The organism is Streptomyces sp. NPDC048659, from assembly GCF_040650575.1.
Lineage (GTDB): Bacteria > Actinomycetota > Actinomycetes > Streptomycetales > Streptomycetaceae > Streptomyces.
Genome location: NZ_JBEZHM010000013.1, coordinates 98454 through 123977 on the forward strand (window position 1 = coordinate 98454; position 25524 = coordinate 123977).

A 25524-nucleotide genomic window follows, 5' to 3' on the forward strand; every position below is an offset into this window, starting at 1 on the left:
CGTGGCGGCGGTCGCGGTCGGGGTGGAGGCCTCCGCACGATTCGGATTCGGGTTCGGTTTCAGGTTCGGATTCGTTTTCAGCAAAGGGCTGTTCAGGGGTTCCATGGTTGCTCGCTCTCTCTAGTGGCCTTCCACCGCCGATAGCGGTCCTTGCAGCAGATGGCGCACGGGCGGTACCCGGCACCGGCGGCCGTGGTCTCGTCCGCGAAGAAGACCCGGTCCCGCACGTAGCCGCCGCGGGCGACGGCGCGCAGCGCGGAGGAGCAGTCGAGGCGTCCGTAGATCTTCGAGCCCCGGTGGCCGCCCCACTCGCCCTTGGTCGGCGAGCGGTACGGCCGGCCGTCGGCGCCGAGGAGGGTGTAGGGGTGGGCGTTCACGCGGCGTCGTGGAAGACGAGGGCCAGGGTGTGCCGTTCGCCGGAGCGGATGGCGGACACGCCGTGGCGGACCGGGGCCGCCGACCAGCCGCGGGCGGACCTGACGGGCCGGTCGCGGGTGGTGAACACGTAGCCGTGTCCGCGCGGCAGCAGCGTGGACGTGCCCCGGGACTGGGCGCGCGGGCGCTGTTCCAGGAGCAGGAACTCGCCGCCCGTGTGGTCGACCCCGGGGTCGTTGAGGTTGATCACGACCTGGAGGGGGAAGACCAGGTCGCCGTACAGGTCGCGGTGGAGGGCGTTCCAGTCCTTCTCCTGGTAGCGGAGCAGGATCGCCGTGGACCGGGTCTGTCCGGCGTCGTGGCACATGCGCAGCCACTCGTCGAACGAGTCCGGCCATGGGGCGGGCCTGCGGAGCCTGGCCCACCAGTCGCGGGCGATGGGCAGGAGGCGCGGGTAGAGGGCCTGCTTGAGGCGTTCGACCGGTTCCGGGTACGGGGTGTCGAAGTACCGGTACTGGCCTTCGCCGAAGCGGTGGCGGCCCATGTCGACGGTGCTGCGGAACAGGTCGTCCCGCGCGTACAGCTCCCTGAGCTCCACCGTCTCCTCGTCGCTCAGGAGCCTCGGCAGCAGCGCGCCGCCGTACTCGTCGAGCTCAGCGCCGATCGCGTCCCAGTCGCCGGACTCGACGCGGCGGTGCCAGGGGTCGGTCCTCCTCCCGGTCGCTGTCGTGGTGTTCATGCCCTGGCCTCCAGGTCCAGCAGCGCGGTCTTGGCCGCGAGCCCGCCGACGTACCCGCCGAGGGTGCCGTCCGTGCGCACCACGCGGTGGCAGGGGACGACGATCGGCAGCGGGTTGGTCGCGCAGGCGGTGCCCACCGCCCGTACGGCCTTGGGGTTCCCGACGAGCTCGGCCATGTCGCGGTAGCTGCGGGTCTCGCCGTATCCGATCTCGGGGAGGTGCGTCTGCACCAGATGCCGGAACCCGTGCGACAGGGACAGGTCCAGCGTCACGTCGAAGGCCCTGCGGCTGCCGGAGAAGTACTCCTCGATCTCGCGGGCCGTCTCCTCCAGCCGCTTGGGGGCGCGCAGGATCCGGGGGCTGAGCTTCTGGCCGAGGGTGTCCAGGACCCGGTCGTGGCCCTCGTCGGCGTACGCGACGCGGACCAGGCCCCGGGGGGTGGCGGCGAGCAGCAGCTCGCCGAGGGGCGAGTCGACGGTGGTGTAGGCGACGTCGATCAGGTCGGCCCGTTCCGCGGCCCGCTCCAGGCGGCGGTGCAGGCGGCTCAGCGTGTCGGCGTCCTCGGCCGCCGAGGCCGAGGCGGCGGACAGGAGGGCGGCCACACCGTCGTCGTTCATCTCGTCGTCGGTGATGTCGCTGTCGGTCATGTCGCTGTCGGTCATCTCGTCACCGCTCGCGATGTCGTCGGCGCTGGGCAGGTCGGCGGTGGGCAGGTCGCTGTCGGTCGGCTTTCTCACGTCGATGCTCCTTTCGTGGTCGCGCCCGGATAGTGCTTTCTGAGGGTCTTGAGCCCGTCCGCCGCGGCTCTGCGGGCCGCCTCGACGGTCCCGCCGAGGATCTCCGCGATCTCGGCGTAGGCCAGCCCGGCCACGTACCGATAGGCGATGGCCTGGCGCTGCTTGGCGGGCAGCTCCTTCACCACGGCCCACAGTCCGGCGGCCTCGATGTCCACGACATCGTGACCCGCCGGCGTCTCCGGTACCTCGTCGACCGGCAGGGGGTTCCGCTTGGCGGCGCGCAGCACGTCGATCGCCTTGCGGTGCGCGATCGTCACCAGCCATGCCTCCACGTTCGCCGTCTCGGGCAGATCGGGGTAGGCGCGCATGGCGGAGAGGAAGGTCTCCGACCACGCGTCGTCCGCGTCGTGCGGGCCGAGGACGACCCGGCACACGCGGAGCACGGTCGCGCCGTGCTGCGCGACCACGCTCTCGAAGGGTTGTTTCATGTTCATCCCAGGGAAGACGTACGTGCGGTGGCAAACGTGAGATGCCCGATCGGGGAGACCGCCGGGCTCAGAAGAGCCTTCCCCTGTCGGCCGCGGGCGGCTCCTCCAGCGTCAGCAGGGCCTGCTTCCGCTTCAGCCCGCCCGCGTACCCGGTCAGAGCCCCGGTGGAGCCGACGACCCGGTGGCAGGGGACGAAGACGCACAGCGGGTTCGCACCGACGGCCTGCCCGACCTTCTGGGCGAGCGCGCGGTCTCCCAGCTGCTCGGCGATACGGCCGTAGGTCGTCGTCTCGCCGCACTGGATCAGCTTCACGAGGTCCCACACGGCGTGCTGGAACGCGTCGCCCTCGGCCGCGAGCGGCAGCTCGAACCAGCGGCGGCGCCCCGCCAGGTAGTCGCACAGCTGGCGCACCGCCTCGTCCAGCAGCGGGTCCGCCGGGGCACCGACCTCGGGGCCGAAGGTCTCCTGCGGCGGCCGGCGGACGTGGTGCCTGAAGTAGAGGCCGGTGATCGTCTCATCCTTGGCGACGATCGTGACCGGGCCCAGGTGGGTGTCGACGACGGTGTGCCGGGTGTTCATCCCCGTCTCCCCTCTCGTGTATCTCGTGTCTCTCGTTGCTCTCATCCGGTAGACGGTCGCCGAGCGCGGAACGTGAGATCGCGGATGCGATTCGGATACGTGTAAGGGGCACGGCCGGCGGTCGGCGGGGGCGGGGCGGGGCGGGCTCAGCCGAGTCGCTGCTCGATCCGCCGCAGGGCCTGCACCAGGTACTTCACGTCCGCCTTGTCCGCCGCGTGGTCCATGTCGTTGAGCCGCACGAGCAGGGCGCCGCCAGGGGTGAGGACGACGATGTCGGTCTCCGTGACGCTGTCGCCGCCCTGCTGGTGGATGGCCTGGTCCACGTCGGCGCGCCGAAGTCCCTGGCGCCGCAGCTCGTGCTCGTCGTAGCGGCCGGACCGGGCCAGGACGCTGGGGCGGCCCTCGAAGAGCCAGGAGATCCACGCGTACTTGGTGGCGTACCGCACCAGGAACGCGTTGGCGGCCATCAGCACGGCGGCGCCGAAGAGCCCGCCGATCAGGGAGTTGTCCGGGCCGATGATGGCGTTCTGGACGACGTTGGAGAGCAGCAGCATGACGACGAGGTCGAACTCGTTGAGCTGCGCGAGTCCGCGTTTCCCGACGAGGCGCAGCAGCACCACCAGTGCGAGGTAGACCAGGATCGTGCGCAGGGCCTTCTCCGTGAGGGAGATCCCCGAGGTCATCATGTCGTGCCACACAGCCGTCGTGCTCCTCTGCTGGGTCTTGTACGGACACCGCCCGATCCGTGGGCGCGCCCGGGGAACCCCATCACCGGCGGCCCACCCCTCGCCGGACCATCCTTCCAATGGCCGCATCCGCCGTGTCCCCGTACATCGGACGGCCCGCCGGGAGGGAGTCCCGGCGGGCCGTGCGACTACGTGGGCGCTATTTGGTCGGTACGCGTGAGGTGCACGTGAGCTATGTGCGAGGTGCGCGTGGGCTACTCGTGTGCCGTGGTCAGGCGTACGGCGCGAGGTCCTTCAGGAGGGTCGCGAGGTGGTCGGTGTCCTCGCGGGTGAGGGGGGCGAGCGGGGGCCTGGGGGCGCCCGCCGGGAGTCCGCGGAGTTCCAGGCCGGTCTTGACGGCGCGCGGCAGGCCCCGGTCGACGATGAACCGCAGCAGGGGCAGGAGCTCGGCGAGGACTGTGTCGGCCCGCGCGGTGGCGCCCGCGACGTGGGCGTCGTAGAGGGCGCGCGGCCCGCCGGGGACGAGTCCGGGGGCGGCGGTGCACCAGCCCGCGGCCCCCGCGCGGAGGGCGTCGAGAGCGATGGGGTTGCTGCCGTTGTAGACGGACAGCTCGCCGTCGGAGAGGTCGAGGATCTCGCGGAAGCGTTCGACGCGGCCGGAGCTCTCCTTCACCATGGTCAGGTTCTCGATCCGGGCGCCGAGCTCGACGATCTCGGCGGGTGTGAGGTCCGTACCGGAGGTCCCCGGGTTGTTGTAGAGCATGACGGGTACGCCGGCGGCGTCGGCCACGGTCGCGAAGTGGCGTTCGGTCTCCTGGCGGGTCAGCTTCCAGTACGCGGCCGGCAGCACCATGACGGCCGTGGCGCCGTGCCGGACCGCGACGCGGGCGCGGCGGGCGGTCTCGGCCGTGGTGACGTGGCCGACGCCGACGAGCGTGGGGACCCTGCCGTCGACCGCGTCCAACGCGGTCTCGCAGACGGAGTCCCATTCGGCGTCGGTGAGGTAGGCGGCCTCACCGGTGCTGCCGAGGGGGGCGACGGCCTGCGCCCCGGAGTCGACGAGACCGTCGACGACGCGCCGCAGGGCCGGCAGGTCGGGGGCTCCTGCCTGGGGGCCGGAGGGGTCGTGGAAGGGGGTGACGGGGTAGGCGATGATCCCGTGCAGCGGGGTCTCGGTCATGGTTCAGGCTCCCTGCTGTGTTGCTTCGGCGGTGGTGGTGGCGGTGGTCGCGGTGGAAGTCGCAGCGGCGCTCGTCGGCGGCGACGGCTGCGCGGTCAGGCAGTCGGGGTGCCGGACCAGGGCCCGGCGGGCGTGGTACGCGAAGTTGGCGCGGTTGCGGGCGTCGGAGGAAGTCCAGTCGTGGGCCTCGGCGGCGAGGCCCGGCGGGAGCGGCTTGATGGTGCCCGCGGACATGGCGAGGAGCTGGAGCCGGGCGGCCCGTTCGATGAGGACCGCGAGGTGGCACGCCTCCTCGACGGTGCCGCCCGCGACGAGCTGGCCGTGGTGGGCGAGGAGGATCGCCCGCTTGTCGCCGAGCGCGGCGGAGATGATCTCGCCCTCCTCGTTGCCGACCGGGACGCCCGGCCACTCGGCGAGGAAGGCGCAGTCGTCGTAGAGCGGAGTGAGATCCATCTGGCTCACTTCCAGCGGGACTTCGAGCATCGAGAGCGCGGCGACGTGCAAGGGGTGCGTGTGCACGATGCAGTTGACGTCGGGACGCGCCCGGTAGATCCAGGAGTGGAAGCGGTTGGCCGGGTTGGGCATTCCGGAGCCGCTGAGGACGTTCAGGTCCTCGTCGACGAGGAGCAGGTTGTCCTCGGTGATCTCGTCGAAGCCCAGGCCCAGCCGCTGGGTCCAGTAGGTGCCGGGCTCCTCGCCGCGGGCGGTGATCTGGCCGGCGAGGCCGGAGTCGTGGCCGGCGTCGGAGAGGATCCGGCAGGTCAGGGCGGTCTTCTGGCGGACGGTCAGGGTCGACGCGGTGAACTCGCCGGCCATGCGGCGATGGGCCCGGTCTATCAAGACGTCTTTGGCGTCGTTCAGCGTGGTGGCCATGCGGACGCATCTCCTTGGTGTGAGCGGGGTGGGGTGGCGCGGGGCGTGGCAGGGCGGGTTGGGGTGGGGTGGGACGGGCAGGGCTGGGCAAGGACCACGGCGGTGGCGTGCCCCCGTCCGGCTGGATACGATGTTCACCATAGGACACCTTGTGTCATCACGGAAGACCCACGGCTCCGGGCGCGGCGCGCCAAGCAGCCGAGATGCACGGAGTACGTCGGGTGGACGGAGTACGCGGGGTACGTGGGGTGCACGAGGCACGCGGGCTACACAAGGTACGCGGGGCGAGCGAAGGGGCCGGAAACGGTGCGGGCTACCCTGGTCGCCGACCCGGCGGAACGATCCATCGCCGCACGCCGAACCGGCGCGGGAGCAGGAGGAACGACCAGTGATCAACCGGGTACGACAGCTGCGCAAGGAGCGCCTGATGAGCCTGGAGACGCTCGCGGCGCGCGCGGGCGTCACCAAGAGCTACCTCTCCAAGGTGGAGCGCGGCCAGAGCACGCCGTCGATCGCGGTCACGGCCGCGCTCGCCCGCGCGCTGGGCGTACCCCTGGACACCGTTTTCGTCGACGCGGAGGGTCTGGGGGCCGGTGTCACCGTGACCCGGGCCGCCGAGCGGCGCGCGCTCACGCCGGGCGACGAGGCGGGCAGCCGGTACGAGGGGATCGCGCTGGAGGCCGCCGGCAAGCGGATGACGCCGTTCATGCTGCACCCCGCGCACGACGCGGACCGCAGCCCCTTCCGCGATCATCCCGGCGAGGAGTTCCTCTTCGTCCACGAGGGCAGGGCCGAACTGCTCCTGCCGTCCGGCGGGGTGGAGCTGGGACCGGGCGACTCGGTCTACTTCGACGCGACGACGCCGCACAAGATGCGCACCCTGTCCCCGGGTCCCCGGGCCTCGGTCCTCCTCCTCATCAGCGCCCCGGGCCCGCACCCTCATCCGCACCTTCCCTGAGCGGAAGGAAACGGAGACACGAAGAACGCGACGTGGTCCCCACCCCCCGGCAAGGGGATGGGGACCACGTCGTAGGGCTGGGACTGGGGCTGCGACTGGGACTACTTGCTGGCCAGTCGGTCAGCCGATCAGGCGGACGACGCCCCCTCCCCCAACAGCCCCAGGAACAGCGTCTGCGCCTTCACGATCCGGGCCAGCTCGGCCAGGTCCACGCTCTCGTCGCCCGCGTGGATGCGCGCGCCCGCCATGTCCTCCGCGCCCCAGAGCACGACACCGGCCTCGGGGGCGACCGACTGGAGCGTGGCGACGAGGCCGATCGCGCCTCCGCCGCCGATCGTCCCGGCCGGTCGGCCGAAGGCGGCCGTCATCGCCTCGCGCGCGGCGGCGAACGCGGGGTGGTCGGTGTCGGCCCGGAACGGGTGGCCGACCTTCACCGGCTCGACCTCCACCCGCACGCCCCAGGGGGCCTGGGCCCGCAGGTGGTCCATCAGGAGGTCGAGCTCGCGCGCCGGGTCGGCGCCCGGCGGGACCCGCATCGAGATGCGGGCGGCGGCGGAGGCGTGCAGCACGTTGGGGGCGCCGTCACGGGGCGGCACGTCGACGCCGAGGACGCTCACGGACGGCCGCGCCCACAGGTGCGAGGCCACCGACCCCGAGCCGATCACCTCGACACCCTCGGCCAGACCGGCCGCGGCGCGCAGTTCGTCGGCCGCCATGTCCGCGCCGGGCCACTCGGCCTGGGTGAGCCCCTCCACGACGACGTCGCCGGCGTCGTCGTGGAGGGAGGCGACGATGCGGCTCAGCGCCAGGAACGCGTCGGGGACGGGCCCGCCGAACACGCCCGAGTGCACGGGCGCGGCGAGCGTCGTCACGGTCAGGTCGCAGACCGCCGTGCCGCGCAGCGCGGTGGTGAGGGCGGGTTCCCCGGTACGTACGTTGCCGAGGTCGGCGATGACGAAGGCGTCGCACGCGAACCGCTCCGGGTTCGCGGTGACGTACGGCCCCAGGTGGCTCACCGTCTCCTCCTCGCCCTCGACGAGGATCTTGAGGTTGACGGGCGGGCGGCCCTCGAAGGCGCGCAGGGTGGCCGCGTGGGCGACGACGCCGCTCTTGTCGTCCGCCGCGCCCCGCCCGTACAGCCGTCCGTCGGCTCCGGTCGTCGCCGTCCAGGGATCGGTGCTCCACTTCTGGTCGTCCGGGGCCGGCTGCACGTCGTAGTGGGCGTAGAGCAGCACCGTCGGCGCCCCCGGAGGGCCGGGCACCTCGGCGTAGACGGCGGGGTAGCCGCCCGGGATGTCCAGCAGGCGGGCGTCCGTCGCGCCGCTGCGCTGGAGCAGGTCGACGGTGGCGGTGGCGGCGCGGAGCACCGGGTCCTGGGGGAAGCCGGGGAAGGCGACCGACGGGAGGGCCACCAGCGTGGCGAGGTCCTCGGCGAGCTCCGGGAGCATCGGCTCCAGGCGCTCGACGGCCGCGCGGGTCGCGGCGGGGAGGGAGAGATCGGCGTGGTTCACGAGACGCACCTTTGCGGGATCGGGAACGGCGGGGGGAAGGCGGGAGGAAATGAAAGGGACGGGAAGGGAGCGCAGGGGGGCAGGAGGGGCAGCGGCGGCGCCGACCAGAAATCAGGACACGAGCGTCGCCATCAGCAGACCGACTCCGACCGAGACCACCCACGACACGAGCATCGGCAAGGTGAAGGAGTGGTACAGCGGGAACTTGGAGAGCCGGGTGGAGCCGGTCTTGTCGAGCTCGACGGCGGCGATCTGGGAGCCGTTCGCGGGGAACAGCCATACGCCGGTCAGCGAGGTCCACATCGCGGTGACGACGGCGGGGCTGAGCGCGCTGAGGCCGATCGGGGCGATGGTGCGGGTGGCGGTCGACTGGCTGGTGGTGAGACCCACGACGAGGAAGAAGCCGACGGCCACCAGGTACGGGTGGTCCTTGATCATCTCGGTGAGCGGGTCGATGATCGTGGTCTGGTTGCCGGAGATGAAGGTGTCGGCCATCCACGCGATGCCGAAGAGCGCGATCGCCGCCACGAGTCCCGCGGTCATCAGGGGCTGCTTGATGACGTCGGCCGGGTCGAGCTTGTTGAGCAGGATGATGAGCAGCGCGACGGTGAACATCACGAGCTGGATGACCGTGGACATGTCCAGCGGTCCGGTCTTCTCGCCGATGGTGACGACCGGCCGCAGCCCGTCGAAGAGGCCCAGGAGCACGACGACGGCGACACCGGCGAGGAACAGCCACGCGCTGCGCGCCGCACCGGCCGGGAGCGCCTGGCCCTGGCCGTCACGCTGCTGGGCGTCGGCGTCCGCGCGGGCGGGGATCGGCTCGACGATGCCGGCCTCGACGCGGCGCAGGAACTCGGGGTCGTCCTTGAGGTCCTTGCCGACACGCGACTGGATGAGCGCGACGGCGACGATGGAGACGATCGCGGCGGGCACGGTGATCGCGAGGATCTTGGCGAGGGTGAAGTCGGCCGGGAGCAGCGTGAGGTAGGCGGCCATGGCGGCGGAGACGGGAGAGGCCGTGATGCCGAGGCCGGAAGCGACGGTCGAGGCGGTCAGCGGGCGCTCGGGGCGTACGCCGCTGCGGTGGGACGTCTCGTAGATGACGGGCATCAGCGCGAAGAAGATGTTCGAGGTACCCGAGCCCATCGTGAACACGAAGGTGACGAAGGGGGCGACGTACGTGATGCGTTCGGGATTTCTCCGGATGATTTTCGACGCGATGCCGACCAGATAGTCGATGCCGCGCGCCGATTGCATGGCCGCCGACGCGGAGATCACCGCGATGATGATGAAGAAGGCCGAGACCGGCGGTGAGCCGGGAGCGAGACCGAATCCGAATACCAGCAGCCCGGTGCCGAATACGCCCCAGAGTCCGAGGCCCATGCCCCCGGTTCGGACGCCCAGACCGATCGCCACCAGGACGATCGCGGCTTCGAGGATGATCTTCCACAACTCCATGCGGGAATCCGTTCACAGTCGTACGCCCTCACACGCGCCAGGCAAGCCGGGCCGGACGTACAAGAAATATTGAACAGATTTTATGATTTGACCGGAAAGGGAAGATCCGACAAAGGTCTGGTAGCCCTGTGACTAAAGCCCCGAAAGCTGACGGCGGAGCCGGGCGAACGGGACCGGCGGGGCGACGCACGGAGACGGGCCGCCGCCCCGCCCGCCCGAAGGCGGGACGAGACGGCGGCCGAAAAGCGGGGGCGGCACGGGGGCAACGGCCAACCCCCGGCTCACTCCGCCCCGTCGAGGACCTCCCGCAGCCGCGCCGCGAACTCGTCCGGCTTCCCCGGGTATCCGGTCTCCTCGCCGCAGAAGCCGCCGTGGTGGCTGGGGAACACCGTCACCGGCAGCCCGAGGAGTTCGGCGGCCGCGACGGACGTGCGCCCGGTCATCACGCCGTCGGACTCCTCCCCCACGCCGATGACGACGCGGGTCGGCGCGGCGGCGATCGCGTGGACGTCGGGCGCGTAGCCACTGACCGCCCACGAGCGGTCCGAGAGCAACGGGTCCTCGCGCGAGCCGTCGTCCCCAGCGGGGAACCCGAACATCGCCGGGTCGGCGGCCGGCTGGGCGAAGTACGCGTCGGTGAACTCCCCCTGCCACGACGTCATGGCCACGAACGCGGCCATCCCGGCGCCCCACCCGCGCGCCTCGTACGCCTCCCGGACGCCCGCCCGGGCCCGCACCGCCGCCTCACCGTCCGGTGTCAGGGTCACCAGCGGCGGCTCGTGCGCCACCAGCGTCGTCACGTCCTCCGGATACGCCGTCACCAGCGCCAGCGCGACCACCGCGCCCCCGCTGCTCGCGAACGCCTCCACCGGCCCGGCGCCCAGGGCCTCGATCACCGCGTGCACGTCACCGGCCAGGACCTCCGGCACGTACTCCACGCGCCCGTCCGTACGCTTGCTGCGCCCCAGCCCGCGCGGGTCGTACGTGACGACCGTACGCTCGGGGAACCGCTCCGCCAGCGCGGCGAAGCCGGAGGCGTCCATCGGCATGCCGATCATGAACAGCACCGGACGGCCGTCAGCCGACGGCAGGGGCCCGCGGACGTCGTAGACGAGTTCGGCGCCGGCAACTTCAAGAGTGAGTGTCTTCATACCCCTATAGACCGGCCCCGTTCCGAAAACTCATCGGCGCGGCAGAAACTCGTACCCCTCCCGCAACTGGCGCGCCGCCCGCTAACGCCACTCCTCAGGGATCCGGGCGAGCTGCCGGAAGATGTCCCAGCCCTCTGGCCGCTCCTTCGGCTGCCACCAGGGAGCACCCTTGCCGGCCCACCAGCCTCGGTAGTTCCTGACGCCCCTGACGCTCGTGTCGGCCACGTCGGACTCGTTGGCGCAGCACGGGCAGATCATCTGGGTCGGCCAGCCGCCCTCCCAGAAGACGCTGCCGTCGTCGTAGCCGCAGACCCGGCAGACGGATTCCCCGTCGGGATAGGAACGTGTCGGGGAGTCCGTGCTCATATCCGTACTCTGCTTCTCCTTGGCCTAGCGGGTCAAAGCCGCTTGGCGGTCTGGCGAGGGTCGCTGTCGGCGATCTGGTCGGTGAACCGCCGGACCTGGGCCGGCACGTCCTCCTGGTCCGACACGGGCATCGTGTACCGGCCGTACGCCCCGCCCGGACCGAAGCCGCCCATCATGAAGCCCCACCCCACCGCCGGGGCGTCGCCCCGCGAGCCGATGGAGATGCTGTTGGCGAAGGGCTCGCAGGCCCATCTCTCGTACCAACCGAACTCGGCGACCCACTGGGCCAGCAGACGGGCCGCCGTGTCCACGGGCTCCTCCCAGCTGTCGTCCGCGACGAGCCGGGCCAGTTCGGCGTCGTACTCCGCGGCGTCGAACCGGACACGGGGCGGGACCGGGACACGCATGTCGCTGGTGTTCTGCCAGTCGGACCACTCCACGACATCGCCACGGCGCCGGATCGTGACGAACACCCCGCCGCAACAGCCGCTGTCGCAGTCGTTGTTCGACAGTTCGACGACGCGGGGCTCCTCCCCCGCCCACAACGGCCAGGTCTCCGGCGGCCCGAACCACCTGTGGCGGTGGCAGCTCGCATCGCCCTCAGGATGGATCTCCTTCAGGACGTCACGGCCGTCGACCATCGGCCGGATGCCCGCGCCCAGCCACATTGCGGCCGGGTCCGGGAGCACGGGAAGGAGAGCGAGGGAGCTCGTCGGAGCGAAGGGCTTCATGACTCGTTCTTCGTTCTTCGTTCTTCGTTCTTCGTTCTTCGTTCTTCGATCATTCCGGACAAAGACTTCCGGCCGGCCGGGGCCGTTCGGCGCACGTGTGGCGGCGGAGATCACGATCACGATCACGATCACGTAGGAACGTCCGATTCAGCAAGGGATTTCCTCGCATCCAAGATCGACTCGGGGGACCCTCTCGCCCTCTCCCACCTCCAGGCGCGAAAGGAACGACATAAGACCCACATAAGGGGACCGTAAGGCCCATGTCCCAAGGTCGGAGGTACTCGGAGGTACTCCGGCTCGGGATCCCCCGCACGACATCGTCGAGTTCCAGGAGCCGGAGCCGCCCCGTAGACCTCCGGCATCGGCTTCGCGCACTGCGGCGCCCCTCACACATCCCGTCGAGGCCGACCCCCACGGGCCCGATCCGCCTCCGCGCGGAACTCGCCCGGCGTCATCCCGTACGCGGCCCGGAACGACCGGCTGAACCCCGCGGGCAGCACCAGCCCCCACCGCGCCGCGAGGGCGGCGATCGACAGGTGACCGAGTCGGGGGTCGGCGAGATCGGCGCGGCACCGTTCCAGCCGCAGGCGCCGGATGGTCGCCGCGACCGTCGTGGGCTCGTGCCGGAAGAGGGTGTGGAGGGTCCGGAGCGAGATGTGGTGGTGGGCCGCGATGGCGGCCGGCTCCAGGTCGGGGTCCCCGAGGTGGAGGCCGATGAAGGCGACGATCCGGGCGCGCAGTTCGGCCGTACGCGATTCGGGCGGCGCGAGTCCGCTCCTGTCGAGGACGTCGGCGGCGAAGCAGGTGACGAGGTCGGCGGTGACGTTGCCGAGCCGGTGGGCCTCGGCGGGGCCGAGCCGGAGGGCATGGGCGACCATGGTGTCCAGATGCTGCCGGAGCAGGACGCCGCTCACCCGGTCGTGCGGCAGGCGCCGGGCGAGCAGCCGGTCGGTCTGCGCGGCGGGGAGGGCGAGGGATCTTCGCGGGATGCGGAGCACCGTGACCTCCGCCGTGGCGGCCTGTCCCCGGATGTCGGCCTCCAGGGGATGGGAGGTGTCGAAGAGGACCATGTCGCCTGCGGACAGGAACCCCTCGTTACGCACCTGGGTGCAGCCCAGGGAGCCGCGCCGTACCCAGCCCAACTGGTACGTCTCCGGGTCGGCCAGCCGGATGTGCCGCGCCGTCCGGGCCGCCCGCAGCGGCGGGAACGTGAAGTGGGCCACCTGCACCGTGCCCAGTTGGAGGGCGGTGACCTCGGACCGGAAGTCCTCGGTGTGCGGGCTGGAGAGGGTGATGGGGAAGATGTACTCCTGGACCTGGTCGGAGTACCAGGCGAACCGGTCCTTCGCCGCGACGGCGTCGCTGGACAGGGTCACCAGCGGCCCGGCGACTCCGGCGGGCCCCTGGTCGGGGTCTGGGGACGAGCCGGACGGCTCGTCAGGGCGGTCAACGGACATCCGCACATGGTGGGGAACGCGCGTATCGCTGGACCAGGATCTTTCCGGTCAAGCCCGCGAGTGGGCGCGGCGATCGCTCGCCCGCTCGCTCCCGTACGGCAGCCCCGCCGGTCAGGTCGCGGAGGGCACGTGGGGTGCCGCCGCGATCTGTGCCATGGCCCGGAGCCGGGTGAAGTAGGAGACGCAGTACTCCTCGTTGAGCAGCGGGAGGACCCGGTCGAGATCGGCGATGCGCCCCCAGAGCCGCGCGACACCACCCCCGTACCCACACCCATACCCACACCCATACCCGTACCCGTCCCTGTCCGCGCCCTCATCCCCCTCCCCCTCCCCATCCCCATCCCCGTCGAACCCGCCGCTCATCGCCGTCTGTACGAGTCCGGCGACGTCGGCGTCCAGAAGCACGAGGTCTACGCCGCCGATGTCCACGCCCCGGAAGCCGCCGGGAAACGGCGCGTCCAGGTGCGCCGCCCACAGCCGATCCAGCCCGCCACCGGACCCGGCCGGGGGCAGCAGCAGCAGCGCCACGGCATCGAAGACGGCACGCACCAGCTCGACGGCCCGAAGCGGGTGCAGGGCGGCACTGGACGCGGCGCCCTGGGCGAGACGGTCGCGCAGCAGCCGCCCATGGTCGAGCTCGGCGGCGAGTCGGGGCGTGACGAGCCCGGCGCCGACGGCCCGCTCGATGAGAACGCGAAGCGGCAGCGGCTCCGCGGGGGCCAGGCGCTCGGCAAGAACCTGCTCCACCGCGAACAGAGCGTGCGGGACGGCGACGGTGGCGAACTCGTACCGGTAGGAGGAGTGCCGGATCAGCTCCCGAGAGGTCTCCAAGGCGCTCATGACGTACATGGACGCTCCGGCGGGCAGCACGAGGTCCGCGACCAGGTCACGCATGTCCGCGTGGTCCGGCACGAGATCGCGCGTACGCGGGTCCCGCGCCGAGGTGCGGGGCGATTCGGACGGCACCGAAGGGGGGTTCACTCGACGCAGTCTCGCGCCGAGGCGGGCCCGACGCCACTGGATTCGGCTCCAGCCCGCCGTACGTCCCATCCTGGCGGAACAGCGTCCCGTACAGCCCCGGAACGGCCACCTCCGTGGCTACAGGCATCCTCGCTCGGTCCCAGCCGACAGGTTGTGCCACACATGCGAGCAGGCGCCTTTGCAGTACTTCTCGCGGCGGAGGGTGTCGGCGACGGCGAAGGTGGAGACGAGGACGCGGAAGGCCGTCACGTACTCCGCGGCAGGCAGGTTCGAGAAGGCGTAGCGGGGCGGGTCCATGCAGATCATGACCGAGGGGTTCGCCGTGATCTTCACACCGGACCGCGCGACTCCCGCACGCCCGTCCTCGGCCGTGATGTGCGCCTGCATCGCGTAACCGCCCACTTCACACAGGATCTCCGCCTGCCAGGCCACGTCGAAACCCGAGAACCAGCCCACCCCAGAGTCCAAGGTCCGAAGCCCCTGAGCGACCTCGTTCACCACCCGCTCGGTCTCTCTCCGAATGTCCCGCCCGTCTCCGTCAGCATGCCTCTTTTCGATCATCGCCCGATACTTCCACAGCTCCACGAAGGCGACGTTGAGGACCGAGCACCCACCGCCTGCTTCGACTGCCGCCGACCGTCCGGTGTCAGACCCGCTCCCTAGGCTCCCGCTCATGAGCATGAACGGCGAATACCTGCGTGTCACTCCCAAGCAACTGGCCCGAGCCCTCAAGGACCCCGAGTGGGCTCTGGACTTCGCCGAGGAGATCCAGGACACGCAGGACGACGACAGCACGGCGGCCGCCGAGGCGCTGTACTTCACCACGCACCAGACCTGGCACCTGCTGGACTACCTATTGACGCGTTCGGCGTTCCCGGTGGACATCGTCCACGGCGAGGCGACTCTCGGCGATGCCGACGACTGGGGATACGGACCGCCCCGGTACTTGACCGCCGACCGTGTACGCCTGGCCGCCGACACACTGGCGCGGACGACCTACGACCACCTCATCCACGGCGTCGATCACTCCGAGCTCGCCGCGGCCGACGTCTACCCCCGGATATGGGACTCGCCGGCGTCGCTCGAATGGGCTCGCGATCTGTTCACCCCCTGGACCGAGTTCTTCCGGGCCGCTGCCGACGACGGCCACGCCATGCTGATCTGGCTCGACTGAGGCACCCGCCCCCGCCCGCTCCTCCCCGTCTCAGTCGGTGGCTGGGGCGCGCAGGCCCTCAGGTCCAGATCAGACGTCAGTCGTCGAGGAGGACGGTCACGCCCTTTTCCTCGAAGACCTCCAAGAGCCGGTCGAAGAACGCCACCTCACCGTTGCGGCCGGTGACGTTCCCCGCCAACCGTTTCCGGGATCCCGACGAGGAGTTCCGGCACAGGTCGAAGGAGGTCCGCGGAGTTGAACGAGTGTCCGTGCCTTCTGCGTCGGCGAGCGCGTAAACGTGGTGGTCGGTGGGACGCGGGGCTGGGACGATGGATCTGGTTTTCAGATGGAGGGTGTTTGTTCGTCTTCTTGTGTGTGCGGTGTGGCTCCGAGGTCACCGCCCCGCTGGCTCAGTTAGTCCTGCCGCCGCACGCTCTTCAGAAGTACGGGAACGGGCTTCAGCTTCCGGTGCTCATGGGGCCTGGGACGTTCGCCGTGGCGCCTGGGCCGTTGTGGCCGTCTCGGCCGGGGATGGAGGGCGACGTGGGCGGTTCGGTCGTCATCGCGCCTGGGGACGTGCGCAACGCCGTTCTGCTTCCGGAGCGGCGTGGCAGTGCCTGCTGCGGTTTCGACGGCAGCGGCGGGCCCAACATGGGCTGCGTCGAGTGCGGGCTTCCCGTGGCGAGCCGGATCGACGACTGTTCGCTCTGGCAGGCCGTGTGGCTGGAACGGGACGCCGTGCGCCGCGTTCCCGTCGAAGGCGCCGACACGGAGCTGGCGTCCTGGGCGGAACTTCTCGCCGAGGGAGTGGGCGTCCCTCCGGCGGAGCCGATCGCTCCCTGGGGAGAGCCCTTCCGGGCGGGCGACCGGTGGCACTGGAGCCCTCAGTGGACGGCGGCGGCCGGGGAGGCGCTCGTCCCTCTGCTGGTGGCCTCGGAGGGCGAGGCGGTGGACCTCGGGGACGGGCTGGTCTCGACGATGTTCCGGAGCGCCCTCGACGCCTTGCTGCCGGCCGGGCCGCCGACGCGGCGTGCCGTCCTGGGCGGGCCGGGACAGCCCGGCGCGTACACGGACGCCGACATCCTCCTCGTACCGCTCCATCCTCGGACCGGTGAGGTGTGGAGCCCGCCCCCTTCGCGTTCCTCGGGCGCTCCCGGGCGGCTGGTGCCCTTGCCGTTCGGGGTGTGGTTCTGGCTGGTGTCCCCCGAGCCGCAGATGCCCGTTCCCGCGTCGGGCGCGTTGCCCGACGGCGTCCTTCGCGACGAGCCGCCCACGCCGAGCGTCCATGACGCGTTCGAGGTCGACTGGCGTGTCTTCCGCCGTGCCCTGGCCCGGCTGCCGGTCGCGTCCCGTGCCCCGTGGCTGCGCGGGGTCGTCGGCGACTTCTCGTAGCGTGGTGTAGGGGTGCGGGTGGTGTGGGGGTGTCGTCGACGGATCCGCCCCGCCCGTCCGGTCAGCAGGTCGGGCGGCAGCCGAAGACGCGTTCCAGGAGGAGCGAGAGCGCTTCGCGGTCCTCGGCGCTCAGGCCGTCCAGGCCGTTCTGAGTGCTGTGCATCCGCGCGCGGATGGCGTCCGCGACGCGCTCGCCTTCGGCAGTGAGGATGACGTTCTTGACCCGCCGGTCCGACGCGTCGGCCTCGCGGCGCACCAGCTCGCGCTTCTCCAGCCGGTCGATGATGCCGGTGATGTTGGAGGCGTCGCAGGTCATGGTCTCGGCGAGGGCCCGCATCGCGGCGGGGCCTCGGCGGAGCGCGTTGAGCGCTTTGGCCTGGCTCGCGGTGAGGTTCTCGCTCGCCGCGGCGAGGGTGAAGTCGCCGAGGTAGACGCCCCAGGACATCGAGAGCTGCTCCATGAGCCGGTCGGTGTCGACGGCGACCGGCGCTTTCGTACGAGGAGCTTCTGTCATGGGGCCACCCTATCCCCTCTCCCGAAAAGCTTGACTATCTCAAGCATCTCGCCCTACCGTCGTCCTATTACATGAAGTTCTCAAGCTTCAAGGTCGTCAAGTAAAACCCCAAGGAGCGCCCCTGTGACCGCCACCGCGTCCCCCGCCTCCCGCGCGGCCGAGATCCTCTCCCGGCCCGTGGCCCTGAACGGCCTTACCGTCCCGAACCGCATCGCCATGGCGCCGATGACCCGCATGTTCTCCCCGGGCGGCGTGCCCGGCGAGGACGTCCGCTCGTACTACGCCCGCCGTGCCGCCGCCGGTGTCGGCCTGATCGTCACCGAGGGCACGTACGTCGGCCACGACTCGGCCGGGCAGAGCGACCGCGTGCCGCGCTTCCACGGCGAGGAGCAGCTCGCGGGGTGGGCGAAGGTCGCCGAGGACGTGCACGCGGCGGGCGGCACGATCGTGCCGCAGCTGTGGCACATCGGCATGGTGCGCCAGCAGGGGCAGGCGCCGTACCCTGAGGCCCCGGCGATGGGCCCCTCCGGCATCCGCACGGACGGCACCGAGGGCACGGGCAAGGCGATGAGCCAGAGCGACCTCGACGACGTCATCGGGGCCTTCGCCGAGGCTGCCGCCGCCGCCGAGCGCATCGGCTTCGACGGGGTCGAGCTGCACGGCGCCCACGGGTACCTGATCGACCAGTTCCTGTGGGCGGGCACGAACCGGCGCACCGACGCGTACGGCGGCGACGCCGTGGCCCGTACGACGTTCGCGGCCGAGATCGTGGCGGCGGTCCGCGCCGCCGTGTCGCCCGGGTTCCCGGTGATCTTCCGCTACTCCCAGTGGAAGCAGGACGCGTACGACGCGCGGCTCGCCGAGACCCCGGAGGAGCTGGAGGCGATCCTGACGCCGCTCGCCGCCGCCGGTGTCGACGCGTTCCACGCCTCCACCCGCCGTCACTGGATCCCCGAGTTCGAGGGCTCGGACCTCAACCTCGCGGGCTGGACCAAGAAGCTCACCGGCCGCCCCACCATCACCGTCGGCTCGGTCGGCCTGGACGGCGACTTCATCGGCGCGTTCGCGGGCGAGGGCGCACCGGTCCAGGGCATCGACGAGCTGCTCGACCGGCTGGAGCGCGACGAGTTCGACATGGTCGCCGTCGGCCGCGCGCTGCTCCAGGACCCGGAGTGGGCCGCCAAGGTCCTCGCCGGGCGCACCTCGGAGCTCCGGCCGTACGACGCGGCGGCCGTCCGTACTCTGAGCTGACTCGGACGCGGATTCGGATTCGGACGCGGGCACGGACGCAAACTCGGACGCGGACACGGAACGCGCCGTCACGGTGGCGGGAGTCGGATCTTCCCGGACGCCGTGACGGCGCGTTCCGCGTCCGTGCCGACCCCGGTGCCGCGTTCGTCCGTCTCTCCCCCGCCGCTCCAGCGGTTACGCTCGCCATGCGGGCAACGGTGCGACCGTGACCTGCGCCGACCGACGCCAGGCGACACCCGGGGGGGCCGGACATCGTGGACCGACCGCTGCTGTTCCTCGATGTGGACGGGCCGCTCAACCCGTACGCGGCCCAGCCGGAGCGGCGCCCCGTCGGCTACACCACGCTCAGGGTGCCCCGGAGCGACGCCCACCCCGACGACACCGGCTTCGCGCGTCGGCGCCGCCCGCTGCGGGTCTGGCTCAACCCGGCGCACGGCCCCGCTTTGCTGGGGCTCGGCTTCGAACTGTGCTGGGCCACGACGTGGATGGACGAGGCCAACCGCTGGATCGCGCCCGTACTCGGCCTGCCCGACCTCCCCTACGTCGACTTCGGTGACGTCCTCCTCAAGGAGCGCCCCGACGGTCTCCACTGGAAGACCGAGCCGCTCGTGGCCTACGCCCAAGGCCGGCCCTTCGTCTGGGTGGACGACGAAACGAGCGAGCTGGACCGGGCACATGTGGCCGCGCACCATCGAGCTCCCGGGCTCGTGCACCACGTCAATCCGCGCCTCGGGCTGCGGGACGACGACTTCCGCGCGCTCGCGGACTTCGCCGGGTCCCTGACCGCCCGACAGGTCGCGGAAAATGACGTGCCGGCCCGGCCGTCGGTCGGATAGCGTGCGGGCCATGCCGAGTCCTGAGTCAGACAGGGTGGGGGCTTTCGGTCACGCCGTCAGCCCCCTTCTCCCCTCCCTTTCCCTTCACCTCATCTGCAGGGCCTGACTTTCCCTGAGCACTGAGCGCCGAGCGCTGAGCGCCCTGATCGCTGCGCTCCTCCAGGCCCTGCCTGCCCTGTCGGCCTTGCCCGAGGGTGTTTGAGGGAGCATGAGGGGTGCTGACCGCGGTGACGAGATGACCTCCTCTCGTGCTTCTCCTCACCTCGGAGCCACTCCATGCCTTTTCCGCTGTACGTGCTCGCTCTGGCCGTTTTCGCCATGGGCACCTCGGAGTTCATGCTTGCCGGACTCCTCCCCGACATCGCCTCCGGCCTCGGCGTCGGGGTCGGGGTCGCGGGGGCCCTCACGTCGGCCTACGCGATCGGAATGGTCGTCGGCGCACCGCTGATGGCCGCGCTCGCCCGCCGTTGGCCCGCGCGTTCTAGCCTGCTCGGCTGTGTCCTCGTCTTCGCGGCGGCCCACGCGTTGGGCGCCGTCACGGAGAGCTTCACCGTCCTGTGCGCGACCCGGGTGGTCGCGGCGTTCGCGAACGCCGGGTTCCTCGCGGTCGCGCTGGCCACGGCCACCACGCTGGTCCCCGCCGACAGGAAGGGCCGCGCACTCGCCGTACTGCTGTCGGGCACCACGGTGGCCACGATCGCCGGGGTCCCCGGGGGATCGGCGCTCGGCGCGCTGCTCGGGTGGCGGGCCACGTTCTGGGCGGTCGCCGTGCTGTGTCTGCCCGCCGCCCTCGGCATCCTCATCCTCATCGGAGTCCCGGCGCGGCTCCCGATCGGGCACCCTCAGACGGTCTCCGAACACCCGGGCTCCGGCCACTCGGGCTCCGGCCACCCGGTCATCGGACGCCCGGTCACCGGACATCCGCCCCTGCGCGCCGAGCTCGCGCAGCTCAAGCGGCCACGGCTGCTGCTGGTCATGCTGCTCGGCGCGCTGGTGAACGCCGCCACCTTCGCGAGCCTGACCTTCCTCGCCCCCGTCGTCACCGGTACGGCGGGACTGGACGCGCTGTGGGTGCCCGTCGCCCTCGTGCTCTTCGGCGCCGGGTCCTTCGTGGGGGTCACCGTCGCGGGGCGCCTCGCCGACCGGCGTCCGGGGCTCGTCGTCGCGGTCGGCGGCCCGCTGCTGCTGGCGGGCTGGCCGGCCCTGGCGCTGCTCGCCGATCGGCCGGTCGCACTCCTCACCCTCGTATGCGTCCAGGCCACGCTGTCGTTCGCGCTGGGCGGCACCCTGATCACCCGCGTCCTGTACGAGGCGGCCGACGCGCCCGCCATGTCCGGGTCGTACGCGACCGCCGCCCTCAACCTCGGCGCCACAGCGGGCCCCCTCCTGGCCGCGACCACCCTCCACAGCCGGGCCGCGGAACTCGGTCCCCTGTGGGCGAGCACCCTGCTCGTGGCCGCCGCGCTGCTGATCGCACTCCCCGCGCGCGCCGTGCTGGCGGGGCGCTCTTGAACGACCGGCGCTGCCGCCGCGAACGATCCGCATTGGCACGTCAGGCATTTCGCGCGAGTCTTTAGAATTCCTCGGCATCGAATCAACAGGCATTGACATCGTGACTGTTCCGTTGCCTCGGTGACGCTCGGCCGGGTCGGGAGAAATTCCGGCTCGGCTACACTGGGCATCGAGTTGAGGCGGGTAGTCGTCGTCCGGCAGGATCGTTTATCGATGACAGCGTCAGATTGCCTTCTCCGTCGGCCACTCGACACGGGCGAGCGAACGACCTATTCGGCTTACGCCTTGCTGACGACCTGTTCGTCGCCCAAACGCCGTTGAATACGGCCTCGCGCCGGTATTCACTTCCGCCGAAATCGCGGTGTCTCATGCGCGGATTCCTCACTCCCCTCCCCCAACCCCCCAAGGAACAGCCAGTCATGGACAACTCTCCCCGCCAGGACGCCCCCGGCCCCTTCCCCCGAGCACGGACCCGTACCCGACCCCGCTCCCGCACCCGGCCCCGTACCCTCACCCGCAGCCGTTTTCCGAAATGCCGATGCCGGGCATCCTGAAGGCCGCTCGGGTCCTGCTGTTCATCATCGCCGGTCTGCAAATACTCGCCGCCCTGGCTCTGTTCTTCGCCGGGCTCGCCGTGCAGTCGGGCAGCGTCGACGCCGCCGATATCGAAGACCTGTCCGCGCCCGTGCTGTTCCTCATCGCCACCTCCGGACTCGTCCTCGCAGCGGCGGCCATCGTCATCGCGGCACGGTTCCGCAGCGGCCGGGGCGGCGTCCGCGCGGGTGCGATCGCGATCGGCACGCTCGTCGCCGTCAACGGCCTGGTGAACCTCTTCACCGGAGGCGGTTTCGCGGGCCCCAGCATCGCCCTCGGCTGCGTGGTGCTCGTCAACTGCCTCCGCAAGCCGGCCAACGACTACTTCAACCGCCCCCGCACCACCACCCCCTGACCCCGACGCGACCCCCTCGAACGCCCCGCAGCCCCGGACGGATGCCCTCCGCCGGGGCTGCGGTCATTCAGACGCCTCCGGCCCGATCGCCCCCGCCAGCCGCTCCAACTCGGGAAGCTTCCCGGCGAACAGCAGCGTCCGCTCCCCCGCCCGGCACTCCGCGATGTGGTACTGGCTGAAGGACCGCCCCGCGCTGATGGCGGGACCGGGGTCCGTACGGAGTTGCCGTCGCACCCGAAGCACGCGGAGGCCCTCCGGGAGGGGCCTGCGGGCGACCCGCCCGGTCGGATCGGGGCTCATCGCGAGGCGCCCGGGGCCGACCACCAGGTACGTGAAACCCGCGTACTCCGGCTCGTACGGGAGGTACACCGGAAGCACCTGCCCGTCGGCGACGGGGCGGGGGGTGAAGGGGATCTCGACGCCCCGGCGGCGTTCCCGGCGGGCCAGGAACGGCCAGCAGAGCAGCACGGTCACCCCGGCCGCCGCGTACCCGGCACCGGCGGTCCGCAGAGCTCCCCCGACCGTCTCCGGACCCGACAGGGTCCATACGCCGAGGAAGACACCGGGAAGTATGCCGGCCATGCCGATCAGGCCGGGCTGCCAAGGGCCGACCGCCTGGTGCGCGGCGCCACGGGCCAGCCACCAGGCCCCGCTGCACAGCACCGCGAGGCCGATCGGAAAGATCCCGACGGCCCAGCCCAGCGCCGTGTCCCAACTCCGCACCGGCGTGGCCGTGGTGGCGTAGGCGTGATCGCGGACGACCACCGTGCGGACCTCGCCCCGCCAGGAGTACAGGGCGATCGCGTCGCCCTCGCGTGCCCCGGACCCGAAGCCGTACTCGTGCTTGAGCGGGATCCAGTCGGTCGCCCCGTCACGGCCCTTGACCCCGATGACGTACTCCCGGACCTTGTTGCCCTCGGTCCTGATCCCGTCGATCACGCTGTCACGGCGCCCGACGCACTCCGGACCGGGCGCGACGCCGGGGCCGGCCTCGCAGCCGGGTGCCCGCCGGAACGCCGCCTCGGCGCGCTCGGCGCCCGACACCGGAACCGCCACCAGCCATCCGGCGACCAGCATGGCCACGGCCCCCGTCACACAGGCCGCGAGGGCACCGACGCGCTCGCGCTTCGGCAGTCCCCGGCGCCCCGCGGTCGCTGCCGAGGCCGTCGCCGGTCTTCCGTCCGCCGCCGCCACGCCCTCGCCTTCCGGCGCCTCACCCATCGTCATATCCATCCCCCGCTGGCTCACTTCACCGATGTCCGCCCCTCCGCGCCTCCTGCCACACATGCTCCCGCAGCCCCCGCGCGGCCAGCCAGTCCTTCAGCGCGTCGACGTCGGACTCACCCATCAGGGCCGGGTCGACGGTGGTGCGGAGCTGGTACGGGATGCCCGAGGCGAGGAGGAGGTCGAGGCTGCGGACGGCGGGGGTGGCGCTGTTGCGGGTGCCCGTGATCCTCTCGTACGCGTCCGGTACGGCCTTGATGTCGAAGCCCACCCAGTCGAGCAGGCCCGCCGAGAGGAGTTCCGAGAGGCGGCGCGGGTAGGCGCCGCCCGTGTGGAGGCCGACGGCGAAGCCGAGGTCGCGGGCCTCGCGGGCGGCGGCGGCGAGGTCGGGCTGGAGGAGCGGTTCGCCGCCGGAGAAGACGACGCCGTCGAGCAGGCCCCGGCGGCGGGCGAGGTGTCCGACGACTTCCGGCCAGGTCGTGGGCGTCGGCGGGGTGGCGTGCGGATCGAGGAGGGCGGGGTTGTGGCAGTAGCCGCAGCGCCAAGGGCAGCCCTGGCAGAAGACGGTGGTGACGAGGCGGCCCGGCCAGTCGCAGGTGGACAGCCGGGACCAGCCTCCGATGCGGATCATGCGGTGCTGCCCGCCGCCCGCTCGGTGAAGTGCGTGCGCTCCGCGTGTTCGCCCTTCTTGCCGATGTTGAACGAGCTCACGGGCCGGTGGTAGCCCATCACCCGCGTCCACACCTCGCAGTCGCTCGCGCAGGTCGGGCAGGTGGCCTGCTCACCGGCGAGGTAGCCATGCTGCGGGCAGATGGAGAAGGTCGGCGTGACCGTCAGGTAGGGCAGGGAGAAGCGTTCGAGGGAGCGGCGGACGAGGTTGCGGCAGGCGTCGGCGGAGGAGACGCGTTCGGACATGTAGAGGTGGAGAACCGTTCCGCCGGTGTACTTCGTCTGGAGCTCGTCCTGCCGCTCCAGCGCCTCGAAGGGGTCGTCGGTCCAGCCGGCCGGAAGCTGGCTGGAATTCGTGTAGTACGGGTTGGTCTCCGTGCCTGCCTGGAGGATGTCCGGGAAGCGCCGCCGGTCCTCCTTCGCGAAGCGGTACGTGGCGCCCTCGGCCGGGGTCGCCTCCAGGTTGTAGAGGTGGCCGGTCCGCTCCTGGAACTCGACCATCCGCGTCCGTACGTGGTCGAGCAGGCGCACGGCGAGGGCGTGGCCCTCGGGCGTGGTGATGTCGTGCGCGTCGTGGGTGAAGTTGCGGATCATCTCGTTGATCCCGTTCACGCCGATGGTGGAGAAGTGGTTGCGCAGGGTGCCGAGGTAGCGCTTGGTGTACGGGTAGAGACCGTTGTCGATGAGGTCCTGGACGGTGACGCGCTTGATCTCCAGGCTCTCCTTCGCCAGGTCGAGCAGCCGGTCCAGCGCCTCGAACAGGCCCGCCTCGTCGTGCGCGTGGAGGTGCCCGAGGCGCGCGCAGTTGAGCGTGACGACGCCGAGCGAACCCGTCTGCTCCGCGCTGCCGAACAGGCCGTTGCCGCGCTTGAGGAGCTCGGTGAGGTCGAGCTGGAGGCGGCAGCACATCGAGCGGATCATGCCGGGGTTCATCGTGGAGTTGATGAAGTTCTGGAAGTACGGCAGGCCGTAGGTCGCCGTCATGGCGAAGAGCGCGGTGGCGTTCTCGCTCTCCCAGGGGAAGTCCTCGGTGATGTTGTAGGTGGGGATGGGGAAGGTGAACACCCGGCCCGTCGCGTCCCCCGCCGCCATGACGTCGATGTACGCGCGGTTGATCAGGTCCATCTCGGCCTGGAGCTCGCCGTACGTGAACGGCATCTCCTCGCCGCCGATCACGGGCACCTGCTCGCGCAGGTCGTCGGGGCAGGTCCAGTCGAAGGTGAGGTTGGTGAACGGCGTCTGGGCGCCCCACCGGGACGGCACGTTCAGGTTGTGGACCATCTCCTGCACGCACTGGTGGACCTCGGCGTACGTCATCGCGTCCTTGCGGACGAACGGCGCGAGATACGTGTCGAAGGAGCTGAACGCCTGCGCGCCGGCCCACTCGTTCTGGAGCGTGCCGAGGAAGTTGACGATCTGGCCGACCGCCGAGGACAGGTGCCGGGGCGGCGCCGAGTCGATCTGGCCCGGCACCCCGTTGAAGCCCTCCGTCAGCAGCGTGCGCAGGGACCAGCCCGCGCAGTAGCCGGAGAGCATGTCGAGGTCGTGGATGTGCAGGTCGCCGTCGCGGTGGGCGCGCCCGATCGCGTCGGGGTAGACCTGGTCGAGCCAGTAGTTGGCGACCACCTTGCCGGCGGTGTTGAGGATGAGGCCGCCGAGCGAGTAGCCCTGGTTCGCGTTGGCGTTGACCCGCCAGTCGCTTCGGTCCAGGTATTCGGTCACGGAATCCACGGCGTTGATGTGAGTCACG

The 25524-nt window shown here is 71.2% G+C and carries 27 protein-coding genes; 7 read left to right on the top strand and 20 right to left on the bottom strand.

Going from position 1 to position 25524, the window contains the following annotated elements:
- Positions 1-92: 92 nt before the first annotated feature.
- The 8 genes from AB0C99_RS13195 to AB0C99_RS13230 form a co-directional block, all read right to left on the bottom strand.
- Positions 93-377: a metal-binding protein gene (locus AB0C99_RS13195; RefSeq protein ID WP_362473808.1), complete on the bottom strand. Its 285-nt coding sequence runs from the start codon at positions 375-377 to the stop codon at positions 93-95.
- Complete coding sequence (locus AB0C99_RS13200) at positions 374-1114, bottom strand: 2OG-Fe(II) oxygenase (protein WP_362473811.1); 741 nt, start codon at positions 1112-1114, stop codon at positions 374-376. The genes AB0C99_RS13195 and AB0C99_RS13200 overlap by 4 nt, the downstream gene beginning before the upstream one ends.
- Positions 1111-1851, bottom strand: a complete 741-nt coding sequence (locus tag AB0C99_RS13205; RefSeq protein ID WP_362473813.1) for a methylated-DNA--[protein]-cysteine S-methyltransferase — start codon at positions 1849-1851, stop codon at positions 1111-1113. The genes AB0C99_RS13200 and AB0C99_RS13205 overlap by 4 nt, the downstream gene beginning before the upstream one ends.
- Entirely contained in the window at positions 1848-2339 is a 492-nt protein-coding gene (locus tag AB0C99_RS13210) for a sigma-70 family RNA polymerase sigma factor (protein WP_362473816.1), read from the bottom strand. The genes AB0C99_RS13205 and AB0C99_RS13210 overlap by 4 nt, the downstream gene beginning before the upstream one ends.
- Before the next feature lie 67 nt (positions 2340-2406).
- On the bottom strand, positions 2407-2919 hold the full coding sequence (locus AB0C99_RS13215; protein ID WP_362473818.1) for a methylated-DNA--[protein]-cysteine S-methyltransferase: 513 nt from the start codon (positions 2917-2919) through the stop codon (positions 2407-2409).
- A 146-nt stretch (positions 2920-3065) separates the two neighbouring features.
- On the bottom strand, positions 3066-3617 hold the full coding sequence (locus AB0C99_RS13220) for a YetF domain-containing protein (RefSeq protein WP_362473821.1): 552 nt from the start codon (positions 3615-3617) through the stop codon (positions 3066-3068).
- Between the two features lie 259 nt (positions 3618-3876).
- Positions 3877-4785, bottom strand: coding sequence for a dihydrodipicolinate synthase family protein (locus AB0C99_RS13225; protein WP_362473824.1), 909 nt, complete (start codon positions 4783-4785; stop codon positions 3877-3879).
- A 3-nt stretch (positions 4786-4788) separates the two neighbouring features.
- Complete coding sequence (locus AB0C99_RS13230) at positions 4789-5658, bottom strand: aldolase (RefSeq protein WP_362473827.1); 870 nt, start codon at positions 5656-5658, stop codon at positions 4789-4791.
- Positions 5659-6046: 388 nt separating this feature from the next.
- Between AB0C99_RS13230 and AB0C99_RS13235 the strand changes: the two genes are divergently transcribed.
- Positions 6047-6616: an XRE family transcriptional regulator gene (locus tag AB0C99_RS13235; protein ID WP_362473830.1), complete on the top strand. Its 570-nt coding sequence runs from the start codon at positions 6047-6049 to the stop codon at positions 6614-6616.
- A gap of 128 nt (positions 6617-6744) precedes the next feature.
- On the opposite strand, the gene AB0C99_RS13240 is transcribed toward AB0C99_RS13235, so the two are convergent.
- The 8 genes from AB0C99_RS13240 to AB0C99_RS13275 all read right to left on the bottom strand — a co-directional run bounded on the left by AB0C99_RS13240 (position 6745) and on the right by AB0C99_RS13275 (position 14955).
- Positions 6745-8127 carry a M20/M25/M40 family metallo-hydrolase gene (locus tag AB0C99_RS13240; protein WP_362473833.1) on the bottom strand — a complete coding sequence of 461 codons (1383 nt, stop codon included), beginning with the start codon at positions 8125-8127 and terminating at the stop codon, positions 6745-6747.
- A 111-nt stretch (positions 8128-8238) separates the two neighbouring features.
- Positions 8239-9588 (bottom strand): anaerobic C4-dicarboxylate transporter family protein, encoded by a 1350-nt coding sequence (locus AB0C99_RS13245; protein WP_362473835.1) that lies wholly within the window; start codon positions 9586-9588, stop codon positions 8239-8241.
- 281 nt (positions 9589-9869) lie between these two features.
- Positions 9870-10739 carry an alpha/beta hydrolase gene (locus tag AB0C99_RS13250; RefSeq protein WP_362473837.1) on the bottom strand — a complete coding sequence of 290 codons (870 nt, stop codon included), beginning with the start codon at positions 10737-10739 and terminating at the stop codon, positions 9870-9872.
- An 81-nt stretch (positions 10740-10820) separates the two neighbouring features.
- The gene (locus AB0C99_RS13255) at positions 10821-11105 is read right to left on the bottom strand and encodes a hypothetical protein (protein ID WP_362473840.1); all 285 of its coding nucleotides are present in this window, start codon (positions 11103-11105) and stop codon (positions 10821-10823) included.
- Between the two features lie 32 nt (positions 11106-11137).
- Entirely contained in the window at positions 11138-11836 is a 699-nt protein-coding gene (locus AB0C99_RS13260) for a hypothetical protein (RefSeq protein ID WP_362473843.1), read from the bottom strand.
- 386 nt (positions 11837-12222) lie between these two features.
- Complete coding sequence (locus tag AB0C99_RS13265; protein ID WP_362473846.1) at positions 12223-13293, bottom strand: helix-turn-helix domain-containing protein; 1071 nt, start codon at positions 13291-13293, stop codon at positions 12223-12225.
- Between the two features lie 111 nt (positions 13294-13404).
- Positions 13405-14187, bottom strand: a complete 783-nt coding sequence (locus AB0C99_RS13270) for a hypothetical protein (protein ID WP_362473848.1) — start codon at positions 14185-14187, stop codon at positions 13405-13407.
- Positions 14188-14391: 204 nt separating this feature from the next.
- Positions 14392-14955 (bottom strand): DUF5958 family protein, encoded by a 564-nt coding sequence (locus AB0C99_RS13275; protein ID WP_362473851.1) that lies wholly within the window; start codon positions 14953-14955, stop codon positions 14392-14394.
- Between AB0C99_RS13275 and AB0C99_RS13280 the strand changes: the two genes are divergently transcribed.
- Positions 14948-15448, top strand: a complete 501-nt coding sequence (locus AB0C99_RS13280; RefSeq protein WP_362473853.1) for a YfbM family protein — start codon at positions 14948-14950, stop codon at positions 15446-15448. The two genes, AB0C99_RS13275 and AB0C99_RS13280, sit on opposite strands and share 8 nt — an antisense overlap.
- A 522-nt stretch (positions 15449-15970) precedes the next feature.
- The gene (locus AB0C99_RS13285; RefSeq protein WP_362473856.1) at positions 15971-16819 is read left to right on the top strand and encodes a hypothetical protein; all 849 of its coding nucleotides are present in this window, start codon (positions 15971-15973) and stop codon (positions 16817-16819) included.
- Between the two features lie 61 nt (positions 16820-16880).
- On the opposite strand, the gene AB0C99_RS13290 is transcribed toward AB0C99_RS13285, so the two are convergent.
- Entirely contained in the window at positions 16881-17333 is a 453-nt protein-coding gene (locus AB0C99_RS13290; RefSeq protein WP_362473859.1) for a MarR family transcriptional regulator, read from the bottom strand.
- A gap of 123 nt (positions 17334-17456) precedes the next feature.
- Here AB0C99_RS13290 and AB0C99_RS13295 point away from each other — a divergent pair, with 123 nt between their 5' ends.
- The 4 genes from AB0C99_RS13295 to AB0C99_RS13310 all read left to right on the top strand — a co-directional run bounded on the left by AB0C99_RS13295 (position 17457) and on the right by AB0C99_RS13310 (position 21881).
- Positions 17457-18584, top strand: coding sequence for an NADH:flavin oxidoreductase (locus AB0C99_RS13295; protein ID WP_362473861.1), 1128 nt, complete (start codon positions 17457-17459; stop codon positions 18582-18584).
- Between the two features lie 254 nt (positions 18585-18838).
- A complete protein-coding gene (locus tag AB0C99_RS13300) occupies positions 18839-19420 on the top strand; it encodes a hypothetical protein (protein ID WP_362473864.1) in 582 nt (193 codons plus the stop codon).
- 276 nt (positions 19421-19696) lie between these two features.
- The gene (locus AB0C99_RS13305; RefSeq protein WP_362473867.1) at positions 19697-20932 is read left to right on the top strand and encodes an MFS transporter; all 1236 of its coding nucleotides are present in this window, start codon (positions 19697-19699) and stop codon (positions 20930-20932) included.
- A gap of 538 nt (positions 20933-21470) precedes the next feature.
- Positions 21471-21881, top strand: coding sequence for a hypothetical protein (locus AB0C99_RS13310; protein WP_362473870.1), 411 nt, complete (start codon positions 21471-21473; stop codon positions 21879-21881).
- A gap of 63 nt (positions 21882-21944) precedes the next feature.
- On the opposite strand, the gene AB0C99_RS13315 is transcribed toward AB0C99_RS13310, so the two are convergent.
- The 3 genes from AB0C99_RS13315 to AB0C99_RS13325 are packed head-to-tail and all read right to left on the bottom strand — an operon-like array spanning position 21945 to position 25523.
- On the bottom strand, positions 21945-23102 hold the full coding sequence (locus AB0C99_RS13315; protein ID WP_362473872.1) for a hypothetical protein: 1158 nt from the start codon (positions 23100-23102) through the stop codon (positions 21945-21947).
- Positions 23103-23130: 28 nt separating this feature from the next.
- Positions 23131-23736 carry an anaerobic ribonucleoside-triphosphate reductase activating protein gene (locus AB0C99_RS13320; RefSeq protein ID WP_362473875.1) on the bottom strand — a complete coding sequence of 202 codons (606 nt, stop codon included), beginning with the start codon at positions 23734-23736 and terminating at the stop codon, positions 23131-23133.
- Positions 23733-25523, bottom strand: a complete 1791-nt coding sequence (locus tag AB0C99_RS13325; protein WP_362473878.1) for a ribonucleoside triphosphate reductase — start codon at positions 25521-25523, stop codon at positions 23733-23735. The genes AB0C99_RS13320 and AB0C99_RS13325 overlap by 4 nt, the downstream gene beginning before the upstream one ends.
- Position 25524: the final 1 nt, after the last annotated feature.